The organism is Prochlorococcus marinus str. MIT 9401 (assembly GCF_000760095.1).
Taxonomy (GTDB): domain Bacteria; phylum Cyanobacteriota; class Cyanobacteriia; order PCC-6307; family Cyanobiaceae; genus Prochlorococcus_A; species Prochlorococcus_A marinus_I.
Window position 1 is genome coordinate 1 of record NZ_JNAR01000005.1, and the last position, 13,074, is coordinate 13,074.

General features: G+C 32.1%; 11 protein-coding genes and 1 tRNA gene. 8 read left to right on the forward strand and 4 right to left on the reverse strand.

Going from position 1 to position 13,074, the window contains the following annotated elements; all coding sequences use genetic code 11:
- Positions 1–2,600, forward strand: a 2,600-nt coding sequence (gene infB / locus EV01_RS07170) for a translation initiation factor IF-2 (RefSeq protein WP_032523276.1), incomplete at its 5' end; no start/stop codon positions are given.
- A 13-nt stretch (positions 2,601–2,613) separates the two neighbouring features.
- On the opposite strand, the gene EV01_RS07165 is transcribed toward infB, so the two are convergent.
- Positions 2,614–2,853, reverse strand: coding sequence for a DUF3493 domain-containing protein (locus EV01_RS07165; RefSeq protein ID WP_032517827.1), 240 nt, complete (start codon positions 2,851–2,853; stop codon positions 2,614–2,616).
- Positions 2,854–2,908: 55 nt separating this feature from the next.
- Between EV01_RS07165 and EV01_RS07160 the strand changes: the two genes are divergently transcribed.
- The 4 genes from EV01_RS07160 (at position 2,909) to EV01_RS07145 (ending at position 7,390) form a co-directional block, all read left to right on the forward strand.
- A tRNA-Thr gene (locus EV01_RS07160) sits at positions 2,909–2,980 on the forward strand.
- Positions 2,981–3,005: 25 nt separating this feature from the next.
- Complete coding sequence (locus EV01_RS07155) at positions 3,006–4,559, forward strand: glycosyltransferase family 39 protein (protein ID WP_032517828.1); 1,554 nt, start codon at positions 3,006–3,008, stop codon at positions 4,557–4,559.
- Between the two features lie 42 nt (positions 4,560–4,601).
- Complete coding sequence (locus tag EV01_RS07150) at positions 4,602–5,693, forward strand: glycosyltransferase family 2 protein (RefSeq protein ID WP_032517829.1); 1,092 nt, start codon at positions 4,602–4,604, stop codon at positions 5,691–5,693.
- Between the two features lie 83 nt (positions 5,694–5,776).
- Positions 5,777–7,390 carry a photosystem II high light acclimation radical SAM protein gene (locus EV01_RS07145; RefSeq protein ID WP_032517830.1) on the forward strand — a complete coding sequence of 538 codons (1,614 nt, stop codon included), beginning with the start codon at positions 5,777–5,779 and terminating at the stop codon, positions 7,388–7,390.
- Positions 7,391–7,405: 15 nt separating this feature from the next.
- Here EV01_RS07145 and clpS read toward each other — a convergent pair whose 3' ends face one another.
- A complete protein-coding gene (clpS, locus tag EV01_RS07140) occupies positions 7,406–7,723 on the reverse strand; it encodes an ATP-dependent Clp protease adapter ClpS (RefSeq protein ID WP_032517831.1) in 318 nt (105 codons plus the stop codon).
- Between the two features lie 31 nt (positions 7,724–7,754).
- Positions 7,755–8,981: an LL-diaminopimelate aminotransferase gene (locus EV01_RS07135; RefSeq protein WP_032517832.1), complete on the reverse strand. Its 1,227-nt coding sequence runs from the start codon at positions 8,979–8,981 to the stop codon at positions 7,755–7,757.
- Positions 8,982–9,271: 290 nt separating this feature from the next.
- Between EV01_RS07135 and EV01_RS07130 the strand changes: the two genes are divergently transcribed.
- Together EV01_RS07130 and EV01_RS07125 are read left to right on the forward strand one after the other, a co-directional pair.
- Complete coding sequence (locus EV01_RS07130) at positions 9,272–11,098, forward strand: Rne/Rng family ribonuclease (RefSeq protein WP_032517833.1); 1,827 nt, start codon at positions 9,272–9,274, stop codon at positions 11,096–11,098.
- Entirely contained in the window at positions 11,055–11,672 is a 618-nt protein-coding gene (locus EV01_RS07125) for a ribonuclease HII (protein WP_032517834.1), read from the forward strand. Before EV01_RS07130 ends, EV01_RS07125 begins: the two co-directional genes overlap by 44 nt.
- Here the strand turns inward: EV01_RS07125 and EV01_RS07120 are convergent.
- Positions 11,658–12,176 (reverse strand): DUF1997 domain-containing protein, encoded by a 519-nt coding sequence (locus EV01_RS07120; protein ID WP_032517835.1) that lies wholly within the window; start codon positions 12,174–12,176, stop codon positions 11,658–11,660. The genes EV01_RS07125 and EV01_RS07120 overlap by 15 nt on opposite strands.
- A 52-nt stretch (positions 12,177–12,228) precedes the next feature.
- Between EV01_RS07120 and pheA the strand changes: the two genes are divergently transcribed.
- Complete coding sequence (gene pheA / locus EV01_RS07115; protein WP_032517836.1) at positions 12,229–13,074, forward strand: prephenate dehydratase; 846 nt, start codon at positions 12,229–12,231, stop codon at positions 13,072–13,074.

The following is a 13,074-nucleotide window of genomic DNA, read 5'->3' on the forward strand; positions in this document are numbered from 1 at the left end:
CCAACAGACCTGGATTAAGAAACGAACCATCAGATCAAGGTAGGTCAGGCTCCTTTACTAAACAAGTAAATCCTAATAGAGCTGGTGCTCCCAACAGGCCTGGCATGCCTAATAGAGCTGGTGCTCCCAATAGACCTGGCATGCCTAATAGAGTTGGTGCCCCCAATAGGCCTGGTATGCCTAATAGAGCTGATGCTCCCAACAGACCTGGCATGCCTAATAGAGTTGGTGCCCCCAACAGGCCTGGTATGAATACTAGAGCTGATTCTAAATACAGTGGGCAAAGGACTTCAGGAATTAGAAAACCAGTTTCACCTAATGAACTTTTAAAACTGCAAAAAACTAATAATCCAGAGAAAGATAACTTAGGTGTAAAGAATAAAGAAAAACAAAAACTTGAAGCTCCTAATCAGAAGGTAAAAGCTCCTAATAACCGCCCAAATGCTACTCCTAGTTCCAAAAAAGCACCTCACAGAGTGTTTTCAAATAGTTCAAAAAAACCAGGAAAGACAGATTGGGATGATAGTGCAAAACTAGAAGCATTGAGAAATAAAAACCCCCAAAAACAAAGACAGAAAGTTCATATTATCGGAGAAAATGATGATTCATTAACATCTGAAACAAGTGGATACTCTGGTGAAAAAATTTCAATATTGTCTGCAAGTTTAGCTCGTCCTAAGAAAGAAAAGTCTGATGAAACTAAATCTCAGAAATCTATAAAGCAATTCAAGAAGAAGAAAAAAGAGACCACAAGGCAAAGGCAAAAAAGAAGAGCTATGGAATTAAAGGCGGCAAAAGAAGCCAAACAAATAAGACCTGAAATGATTATAGTTCCGGAAGATAATTTAACAGTTCAAGAATTAGCTGATAAATTAAGTCTTGAAAGTTCTGAAATAATTAAATCTCTGTTCTTTAAAGGGATAACTGCAACTGTAACTCAATCTCTTGACTTGGCAACCATTGAAACAGTAGCAGAAGAATTTGGAGTACCTGTTTTGCAAGATGATATACAAGAAGCTGCTGAGAAAACAGTAGATATGATTGAATCTGATGATATAGATAGTCTAATAAAAAGACCACCTGTTATCACTGTAATGGGTCATGTAGACCATGGGAAAACAAGTCTCTTAGATTCCATAAGGGAATCAAGAGTAGCATCGGGAGAAGCAGGAGGGATAACTCAACACATTGGAGCTTATCAAGTTGAATTTGAACATGAATCTAAAAAGAAAAAATTAACTTTTCTTGATACTCCTGGACATGAAGCCTTTACAGCAATGAGAGCAAGGGGTACAAAAGTGACTGATGTAGCTGTTCTTGTAGTAGCAGCAGATGATGGATGCAGACCTCAAACACTTGAAGCCATCAGCCATGCAAGAGCTGCAAAGGTCCCAATTGTGGTTGCAATTAATAAAATTGATAAGGAAGGAGCATCCCCTGAAAGAGTGAAGCAGGAACTCTCTGAAAAAGATTTAATTGCTGAAGATTGGGGTGGAGATACTGTGATGGTTCCAGTAAGTGCAATTAAAAAGCAAAATATTGATAAATTACTCGAAATGATTTTATTAGTTTCAGAGGTTGAAGATCTACAGGCAAACCCTGACAGATCTGCAAAAGGTACAGTAATTGAAGCTCATTTAGATAAAGCCAAAGGGCCTGTGGCTACTCTCTTAGTACAAAATGGCACCTTAAAATCTGGTGATGTTTTAGCTGCAGGATCAGTCCTTGGAAAAATTAGAGCGATGGTTGACGAACATGGTAACAGAATCAAAGAAGCAGGGCCCTCATTTCCAGTTGAAGCTTTAGGCTTTAGTGAGGTGCCAACAGCAGGCGACGAATTTGAAGTCTATGCTGATGAAAAAACTGCTCGAGCTATTGTAGGAGATAGAGCCACTGATGCTAGGGCCACAAAATTAGCTCAGCAAATGGCCTCTAGGAGAGTTAGCTTATCTACCTTATCAACTCAAGTTAGTGATGGCGAATTAAAAGAGTTAAACTTAATTCTTAAAGCAGATGTTCAGGGTAGTGTTGAAGCCATATTAGGATCACTTGAACAATTACCAAAAAATGAAGTTCAAGTCAGAGTATTACTTTCTGCCCCTGGAGAAATTACTGAGACAGACATAGATCTCGCAGCTGCATCAGGTTCGGTAATTATCGGGTTTAATACATCTTTGGCATCTGGAGCAAAAAGAGCAGCGGATGCTAATGATGTTGACATAAGAGAATATGAAGTAATCTATAAACTGCTAGAAGATATTCAGTTGGCTATGGAAGGTCTACTTGAACCAGATCTTGTAGAAGAATCATTAGGTGAAGCAGAAGTTCGAGCAACTTTCGCAGTTGGCAAAGGATCTATTGCAGGATGTTACATACAATCTGGCAAATTACAACGGAATTGTTCTCTTAGAGTTGTGAGATCTGGCAAAGTAATTTTTGAGGGAAATTTAGACTCTCTAAAAAGGTCCAAAGATGATGTGAAAGAGGTGAATACAGGATTTGAATGTGGAGTTGGCTGCGATAAATTCTCTTCTTGGATCGAAGGAGACGTTATCGAAGCATTCAAATTTGTAACTAAGAAGAGGACATTAGCTCAATAATTAAATATCAAACTTATTCATCTTTATTCCTATCTAAATATAATAAAGAAGGAAAAACTATACAGGATACAACTTGTATAAGAAGGTTATTTTGTTGTAATTCACTACCGCTAGCAATTTTGGAAAGCATTATTAGAAGTCCTAAAAATGCCGATCCACTAAATGCTAACCACAATATTCTCCTCAAACCCTTGAAAGGAGATTGGGATTCCCTTAACAATTTCTTTTTTAACTCGGGATCTATTTTTGACATAAATTATAAAAATTTTAAAATAAATTCTAGGAGAAAATATCAACACTTGAATATTGCCGATATAGCTCAGTGGTAGAGCAACTGTCTCGTAAACAGTAGGTCATTGGTTCAAGTCCAATTATCGGCATGTAAAAAGCAATTTAAACACAAGAATGATTAGTAGAATTTCTAAATTTAAAAATCTTTTTAAACTATTCATTTTTATTCCTCTAATATTTTATTTTGGCAAAAGAAGTTATATTGCTTTTGATGAAGGATTTTATGCACTTCAAGCTAGGTGGATATTGGATAAAGGAAACTGGACAATTCCTCTTTGGTGGGATGACTATATTTTGGATAGAACAATAGGTTTACAGTTTTTAATTGCAAAGTCACAAGATATCTTTGGAAGAAATATGTTTTCCGCATATCTGCCTACAACAGTTGCTGCAATATTGATGCTATTCATAACTTACAAATTACATGAAGAATTATTTAATAAAAAATACGCAATTATATCTCCACTAATACTCTCTACTACTTTTCTATGGTTTGACTACTCACACTTAGCCACTCAAGATGTCATTTATTCATGTTTAGTAACCATTGGTGTATTTTCTTTAGTCAAAATAAAAAGTAAAAATGACAAATTCTATATTCTTCTTTTTGGCATTTGGATTGGTTTATCTTTTATGATGAAGACTTTTTTAGTATTTGTTCCTCTACTATCACTCATACCATATTTATATTCAAAAAAGACTCTTTTATTAAATAAAGTATTTTGGCTGGGACTTTTAGTGGGATTTATTCCGTTTTTAATTTGGACACTATCTATTAACCCTCACTTAGAGAAAAATATTATTATTTACTTGTTTGAAAAGTTTAACAATCTCTCTAATGAAAATACTTTCACAAATCCTTTCTATTATTATTTTTGGAATATCCCAGTAACATTCCTGCCATGGAGTATTTTTGGAATTACTGGCACAATATTAAATGTCTCCGCAAGTAAAGAAAAAAAATATTTATTAACCTTTTTTCCGTTAATTTTAATAGGAATACTCAGTATATTTTCCACGAAAACTCCCTACTATACTCTACAACTCTCATCTATATTTACACTTAATTCTTATGTAGGGATAGAATACTTATTTAACACTAAAAGATATAAACATATTTCTATATTTATCACTTCAAAATTAGTTCCGGTTTTTACAATAACCTTGGCCATAGCTCACTATTTTATTTTTAAAAATATAACTAACTTTAACTTTAAAGAAAATACATTTCTAATTCTTGGTTTATCTTTTTTTGGATTATCTTGGTTATTCATAAATCATAGACAGACTTTCAAAGAGATATTGATAACTCTGATAATTGGGCCATACTTATTGACTTCATTTTTATTGCAATCAGGACTATTCACAGATAGATCGAGAGAGATAAGAGAAACCATGGAATACGTCTCATCTCTTGAGATAGTAAAAGATCACCCCGTAAAAGTTGACAAATCTGGAATAAATAATTCTCAATCTCAATCAAAAATAATAAGGATTTCGTTATTAACTCCACAACTAGGTGAAGGATTAAAAACTATTGATGATTTAAAAAAATCAGAATTAGCATGGACAACTATATTTAAAGATATAAAAAACAATAATTATTCTTTTGATGTTATATATGAAAATGATATTTTAGAGCCATGGAAATTAATAATAAAAAAGTAACTAATCCATACATACTAAACTGTCTTTAACAAACTTTATAGAATGAAATCTATTAATACTTGGAATTTAACGAATAATGAATTACATCAATTATTCAAAAACGATGATGAATTTATTTCAATTAAAGTCCGTGGAAATACTTGGGAACCAATAACTAGATGGCTAAGATTAGACTCAAGACTTTTCAGAGAAACTACCAGCAAAGCCAGAATAACTTTATGTGATATTGAATCTCTTGCAGAGATTTATAACTATAGATCAATTAGATGGAAAGCGAAAAAATTAACTCCTCTATCAACTAAACTTATCCCACAAACTTTAAAAAATATTTTTCGCAAACTACCAATTATCAAACAACTTGCCTTTGAAATAGAGGTATTTTTTTATAAATATAGTGAAAACCTTTCTAATCATTTAATATCAATAGTAATTCCTGCAAGAAATGAAGCTGGTAATAAAGAACTTTTTATAAATGCATTAAATAAATTCAAAAAAATACACAATAAATTAGAAATTATATTTGTAGAAGGTAACAGCAGTGATAATACTTATGAGACTCTTAAGGAGTTAAAAAGAAATTACTCAGATTTTTTTACAATTATTTTATTGAAACAAACTTCTAAAGGTAAGAAAAATGCCGTCGTAGAAGGTTTTAATATTTCTTCAGGTGAAACTCTCGCCATAATTGATAGTGATTTTACTGTAGATATTAATGACAGTATTGCAGCAATTATGGAATCAACCAAAAATGAAAACATTCTAATTAACTGTGCCCGGACAACTTTCCCAATGGAAAAAGATGCAATGAGATGGGCGAATTATATAGGGAATAGACTCTTCGCAATATTTTTATCAATTCTCATAAATAAGCCAGTATCAGATTCACTTTGTGGAACAAAAGTTTTTTCAAGAAAATTCTTTAAGCTCATGAAAAAAAATGGTAGTTGGGATTCTAAGTCGGATCCATTTGGAGACTTCACAATAATATTTGAAGCAGCAAAAAATAATATTAAAATACTTAACTATCCTGTTAGGTATTACGCTAGAAAATCTGGAGCCCCAAATATATCAAGATGGATTGATGGATTAAAACTCCTCAAAGTATGTTGGATTTATATGATTTCTGATATTTGAATTTAAAAGATTTTTAATTTCACCAAATTAGTAATAAAGTAGTTAGATTCTTAGAAAATAAAAATTCATTTGAATTTCATGGCATGATTTTTAATATCAAAAAATTCAATAAAAAAAATTATCAAAGAAATAATTATGGAAAAATCCTAACTGTAAGATTGCCATGTAATCCAATATTTCCAATAGGACCTATTTACTTAGTAGACCATATCCATAAATGTTTTCCAAGCATAGAGCAGCAATTCATTGATCTAGCAATAATTCCATCTAACAAAGTTTCCAAATTTTTAGCTAGAAAAATTGATCAATTTAGGCCACATCTAATTATTTTTTCATGGAGAGATATACAAATTTATGCACCTGTTGATGGTAGAAGTGGAAATCCCCTACAAAACTCTTTTGAAGTCTTCTACTCAAAAAATATCCTTAAAAAAATTAGAGGATCCTGGGGAGGACTAAAATTAATTGCATCTCATTACGGAGAAATATATAGAAATACTTCTTTAGTGAAGTTTGGATTAAAAAGAGCACAAAAATACAATAAAAATGTGAAAGTGATTTTGGGAGGTGGGGCTGTTAGCGTTTTCTATGAACAATTAGGAAATTTACTTCCAAAAGGAACTGTAATTTCTGTTGGAGAGGGAGAAAATCTCATAGAAAAAATTATTAGAGGAGATTCAATAGAGGAAGAAAGATGTTATGTTGCTGGACAAAAACCTCGGAAAAGATTAATTCATGAACAGCCTTCAGGTACTTTTAAAACTGCCTGCAATTATAAATATATTAAGTCAATATGGCCTGAATTCAATTGGTATATAGAAAGTGGAGATTACTACGTTGGGGTGCAAACAAAAAGAGGTTGTCCTCATAATTGTTGTTTCTGTGTTTATACGGTTGTGGAGGGGAAGCAGGTTCGCGTAAATCCCGTTAACGAAGTAATCAAAGAAATGAAGCAATTATATGATCTTGGAGTAAGAGGATTTTGGTTCACTGATGCACAGTTTATTCCCGCCAAAAAACATATTGAAGATGCAAAAACACTTTTGCAAGCAATTAAAGATCAAGGCTGGGAAGATATTAATTGGGCTGCATACATCAGAGCAGATAATATTGATGCTGAGTTAGCTCAGCTTATGGTTGATACAGGTATGAGCTATTTTGAAATAGGTATTACGTCGGGATCTCAAGAACTTGTCAGAAAAATGAGATTAGCCTATGACCTTGAAACTGTATTAAATAATTGCAGAATGCTAGTAAAATCAGGTTTTAAGAATCATGTTTCAGTCAATTATTCATTTAATGTTTTTGATGAAACGCCTAGCACTATAAGTCAAACAATTGCTTACCATAGAGAATTAGAAAATATTTTTGGTAAAGGCTTAGTTGATCCAGCTATATTCTTTATAGGTTTGCAACCTCACACTCTTCTTGAGAAGTACGCCTTGGAAAATAAAATTTTGAAGCCAAATTATAATCCAATGAGTATGATGCCTTGGACAGCTAGAAAACTTCTCTGGAATCCAGGCTCATTAGGAAAAAAACTTGGTCAGGTTTGTCTAGAAGCTTTTGATAATCCAGAAGACGAATTTGGCAAAACAGTTATCGACATTCTTGAGAGAGAATATGGAAAGTCTTCCTTAAAAGAATCCTTAAAAGTCCGTCCCTTATCAGAAAGGAAATTAGCTCATTCTAAATAATAAAATCAACCGTTATTAATCTTCTGTCTCAATTGAACTAGAAATTCCTTTTGATTTTAATGATTCTGAGTAGAATTCTGCTGGCTCTAAATCACAAACAATCACCAAACCTATACCCGTGTTATGTGCCTCAAGCATTATTGCGATAGCATCTTGTTCGCTTAATTGCGGAACTACTTCTCGTAGTGATATGGTGACATACTCCATAGAATTAACTGGGTCATTATGGAGTAAAACCTTATATTTTGGGGATTTATTTTTTAACTCAGCAGGTTTCTTTTCAATCACTGCTGAATTATTACTTAGACTTCGTTCTAACTTTATAGATGGCATGAATTTCTTAAATTCTAAATTCTACTAATAATTATATATTAATTATTCTTTCCATTGCATCAATAACATTTGATCGTGAGTTGAAAGCTGACAGACGAAAATAACCTTCTCCTGCTAATCCAAATCCACTTCCAGGTGTACCCACCACACTTACTTTTTGAAGAAGAAAATCAAAAAAGTCCCAAGAGGACATTTCATCAGGAACTTTGATCCAAATATAAGGAGCATTGAACCCTCCATAAACTTTATATCCTGCATCCTCAAGTCTATTTTTCATAATTTTTGCATTTTCCATATAAAAATCAATTAACCCTCTCACCTCTTTTTTTCCCTCAAGAGAATAAACTGCTTCTGCTCCTCTTTGAACTATATAGCTTACACCATTGAATTTTGTAGATTGTCGCCTATTCCAAAGAGGCCATAATTCTATTTGCTCATTAGTTGAACTTAAACCTAACAGATTTTTAGGTATTACTGTATAGGCACATCTTACTCCGGTGAAACCTGCATTCTTTGAAAAAGATCTAAATTCAATGGCACAATCCTTTGCTCCCTCAATCTCATAAATTGAATGAGGAATATCTTTATCTTGAATAAATGCTTCATAAGCTGCATCAAAAAGAATTAAAGATTTATTTCGAACAGCATATTCAACCCACTTTCTAAGTTCATCTTTAGTGATTGTTGCACCAGTAGGATTATTTGGAAAACAAAGATATAAAATGTCAATTTTATTTTTTGGTATTTCTGGCACAAAGTTGTTTTCCTCATTTATTGCAAGATATGTCAATCCTTTATAAGTACCATTTTCAAGAGCCTCTCCGGTTCTTCCCGTCATAACATTACTATCTACATAAACAGGGTAAACAGGATCTGTAACAGCAATTGAATTATCTTTACCAAGTATGTCTAAAATATTGCTACTGTCGCATTTAGAACCGTCTGAAACAAATATTTCTTCAGGTAAAATTTTACAGCCTCTTGAAATGAAATCCTGCTGCGAAATTTTTTCTCTAAGCCAAGAATAACCTTGCTCTGGTCCATAACCTCTAAAACCTTCAATTGTTCCCATTTCACTTAAAGCTTTGCTCATGGCGTCTCTGCAGGCTTTTGGTAGTGGTTGTGTGACATCCCCTATCCCAAGCTTTATTAAGTCAGTACTATTTTTCGTTTGAGAATATAACTTAACCCTTTTAGCAATTTCAGGAAATAAATATCCTGCTTTGAGTTTTAAATAATTTTCGTTTACTTGAACCACTTTAAATAAAAAATTTTTCCAATATAAGGATAATTGATCAACGTGCTTTAGTGATGATTAGATGTTAATATTATTGTAGTTATGATTCAATCAAGTGATAATCATAGCTACTAATTCAATAAAAATTATTTGAAAGTCGTCAAAAGCTTTATAAATAGCATAATCCAACTGCTACTAAATTTAATTTAAAAAAGTAAATAATCCTTTCTAAAAATTGCTTTCAACAAGATAAAAACTAAATTATCTACTTTTGATGATTTTCAAAATTAAAACCACTCAATATCAAATATATGTCTCAACAAATTATCATCGCTGAGCAGGCTCGAATTGCAGCACTACTCACTGATGATCGAGTTGATGAATTAATCGTCGCACAAGGTCAATATCAAATTGGCGATATTTTTTTAGGAACAGTCGAAAATGTTCTCCCTGGCATTGATGCTGCCTTCATAAATATTGGTGATAGTGACAAAAATGGATTCATCCATGTTTCAGATTTAGGTCCATTAAGACTCAAAAAAGGAATATTAGGAATAACTGAATTACTAGAACCAAAACAAAAAGTTCTAGTACAGGTAATGAAAGAACCCACAGGAACAAAAGGTCCTAGACTCACTGGTAGTATCTCAATACCTGGAAAATACATTATATTGCAGCCGCATGGACAAGGAGTAAATATTTCTAGAAAAATAAATACAGAAACAGAGAGAAGCCGTTTAAAAGCTCTTGGGGTTTTAATAAAACCACCAAGCACAGGTTTACTTTTTAGAACGGAGGCTGAAAAGATAAAAGAGGAACTACTTATTGAAGATTTAGAAAATTTAATTCAACAATGGGAAAACATCTTAAAAGTTACTGAGAGTTCTAACCCCCCAAATTTAATAAAAAGAGATGATGATTTTTCTCTTAAGATTTTGAGAGATCATATTAAATCATCAACTAAAAAAATTATTATCGATAGTCAATTTTCAGTTGAAAGAGCAAAAGATTTTTTAATAGATTATGAATCTAATATAGATATTGAGTTTCACGACAACACTTTATTAGGTCAAAATATTTTAGATAAATACCAAATTAAAACAACAATTCAAAAAGCCCTTCTTCCGAGAGTCGATCTTCCTTCAGGAGGTTATATAATTATCGAACCAACTGAAGCTCTTACTGTAATTGATGTAAACTCTGGATCATTTACAAGGTCTGCGAATTCAAGACAAACCGTTTTGTGGACAAATTGCGAAGCAGCAGTTGAAATCTCAAGACAAATGAAATTAAGAAATATTGGCGGAGTTATCGTAGTAGATTTTATTGATATGGAATCAAGAAGAGATCAATTTCAGTTACTTGAACATTTTACTTCAGCAATAAAAGATGATTCTGCTAGGCCTCAAATAGCTCAGCTTACTGAATTAGGTTTAGTTGAGCTAACAAGAAAAAGACAAGGTCAAAACATATATGAATTATTTGGTAAAAAATGTTCTACTTGCAATGGTACAGGTCATGTAGAGAATAAATTAGATTATGAAATTGAAAATCTAAAAATTAAAAATGTTGAAGCAAAGGCTAATAAGTCCAATAATACAAAACCTGTAAATATAGATATTTCTCAATCAACTGATAAGAAAGAAAAAATAATTGAAAAAGATTTATTAAACGCAAAGAACAAGAATAAAGAGGAATCTTCTAACAAAAAAGAAAATGATAATGATGATTTGATATCATTTAATTCAAAAGAAAAAAATTTAATAACAGTTGATCTTACTAATGATGAAAAAATTGTTTTCAGCCAATTAGGTATTAATCCATTAATCAAGTTAGGGAAAGAATATCTCACTAGCAATAATTTTGTTCGTTTAAAAGAAAATAATGAGGAAAAAGAAAAAACTTTAAGTAATAAAAAAACAAAAACGAAACTAATTCAAAAAGTCTCAAAATCTAATGAAGCTGATGAGATTCAAATTAATAGTGAAAAAAATTCAAATCCTAAAGATAAATCAATTCAAAAAACGGATGAGAATAAAGAAGTTGTACTTTTAGATAAGAAAAATGAAATTGAACCAACAGATGATATAAATAATGCAAGAAAAAGAAGGAGAAGGTCTTCAGCAACTATTGAATAAAATATCCGAAATTGGAATAGATGAAGTGGGAAGAGGAGCAGTCTTTGGGCCAGTTTTCTCGGCAGTTGTAGTATTAAATGAAAAAAATAAACAAACCTTAGAACATTTTGGAGTTAAGGATAGTAAAAAATTAACTCCCAAAAAAAGAAAATTACTTTTGCCGAAAATTTTATTACTTTCTTCAGATTATGGAATTGGGCAATCTTCAGCAAGGGAAATAGATACGTTAGGAATCAGAGTTGCTACTGAACTTTCAATGATAAGGGCATTAAACAAATTAAAAAAGAAACCATCTGAGCTTTTAATTGATGGCCCATTATTATTAAGGCCATGGAAAGGAATTCAGAAAAATATTGTGGCAGGAGATTCGAAATTTATATCAATAGCCTCAGCAAGCATAGTTGCAAAAGTATCTCGCGACAATCTAATGGAAAGATTAGAAAAAAAGTACTCAGGATACTTTATCTTTAAAAATAAAGGTTATGGAACAAAAGAACATCTCTCAATTATCAAAGATTACGGAACTACAAATCTACATAGGAAAAGTTTTTTAAAAAAATCAAATCTTTTTTAATTCACACCAATCTAAAAAATCTTTGACTAATTGCTGTTGAACTCGTGCCTTTATACCCAACAAGATTCCATTTAATACAGAATGACCAGTAGATTCCAAAATTTTTTTTGGTACAAGCTTCAATAAAGGCGGTTGGCTCACAGAGACTCCTAAAAGTGCCTCGCCCTCTAATCCAACATCAGTTGCTTCTAAATTCGCCTTCAATATAAGATTAAAGTCATCTATTATCCCCAAACCATCTAAAGTACTTTCAAGGGCACTCATTCTTAAAATTCCATCTTTATTATCTACTGCAATTAAAACAACAGGGTTAATATCTAATTGAAAAACTTTAAAACTTGTTACTGTATACTTATATCTACCTTCACCTTCAAGCACTAATTTTTTGGAGTCCAGCATTGCTCCAACAACTCTTTCTTCTTCCAAAAGATATGAGGAAAGATATTCTTTATTTCGTTTTACAGAAAGTTTAAGTTTCTGTTTAGCATCAAAAGACAATAGCATTTTCTATATTTCTCCAATGCTTATTTGATCTCTTTTTTTCTTAAAATTAATCATGCGCAAACAAGTTGCATATTTAGGTCCCAAAGGAACATACGCAGAAAAAGCAGCTCATATTTTATCAAAGCTAGCCAATTTTCAGACACCTATATTTGTACCATGTAATGGGTTACATTCGGTGATTAAATCAATAGCCTACAACAATTGTGATGCTGCTGTAGTACCTATTGAAAATTCAGTAGAGGGGGGAGTTACAGCTACTTTAGATGCACTATGGAAATTTCCGGATATATTCATTAATAAGGCAATTGTTTTACCAATAAAACATGCATTAATTAGTGATGGAGAACTTTCAATCATTTCAGAAGTTTTATCACACCCTCAAGCATTAGCTCAATGTTCAGAATGGTTATCTGAAAATCTTCCAAATGCAATACCTCTCCCCACCAATTCAACATCAGAAGCTGTGAATATGGTTAAGGGGAGTAAATTTAGAGCGGCTATTGGTTCAAAATCATTAATCCAAATTGAAGGACTTAAAGAATTAGCCTACCCTATTAACGATGTCCCAGGTAATTGCACCAGATTTGTCTTACTCAGCAAAGAAATAAATCGTAGTACAGCAAATATTGCAAGTTTTGCTTTCTCATTAATTTCAAATACACCTGGATCATTACTTAAGGCTCTGAATTATATTGCAGATTTTGGATTTAACATGAGTAAAATAGAATCAAGACCTTCTAAAAGAGAATTAGGCGAATATATAATTTATATTGATTTAGAAATAAATAATCAAAATAACATTGGGAATCTTCTCGATTTAAAAAATAATCTAAAGCCCTTATGTAATAATTTTGTAGATTTCGGAAATTATTTTTCTGAAAAAGTAGAATTAGGTTAA

Bases quoted from the DNA above. Each gene is read 5' to 3' on its own strand.
- EV01_RS07165 (WP_032517827.1), bottom strand. From the start codon at position 2,853: ATGTCAAAAATAGATCCCGAGTTAAAAAAGAAATTGTTAAGGGAATCC.
- EV01_RS07155 (WP_032517828.1), top strand. From the start codon at position 3,006: ATGATTAGTAGAATTTCTAAATTTAAAAATCTTTTTAAACTATTCATT.
- EV01_RS07150 (WP_032517829.1), top strand. From the start codon at position 4,602: ATGAAATCTATTAATACTTGGAATTTAACGAATAATGAATTACATCAA.
- EV01_RS07145 (WP_032517830.1), top strand. From the start codon at position 5,777: ATGATTTTTAATATCAAAAAATTCAATAAAAAAAATTATCAAAGAAAT.
- clpS (WP_032517831.1), bottom strand. From the start codon at position 7,723: ATGCCATCTATAAAGTTAGAACGAAGTCTAAGTAATAATTCAGCAGTG.
- EV01_RS07130 (WP_032517833.1), top strand. From the start codon at position 9,272: ATGTCTCAACAAATTATCATCGCTGAGCAGGCTCGAATTGCAGCACTA.
- EV01_RS07125 (WP_032517834.1), top strand. From the start codon at position 11,055: ATGCAAGAAAAAGAAGGAGAAGGTCTTCAGCAACTATTGAATAAAATA.
- EV01_RS07120 (WP_032517835.1), bottom strand. From the start codon at position 12,176: ATGCTATTGTCTTTTGATGCTAAACAGAAACTTAAACTTTCTGTAAAA.
- pheA (WP_032517836.1), top strand. From the start codon at position 12,229: ATGCGCAAACAAGTTGCATATTTAGGTCCCAAAGGAACATACGCAGAA.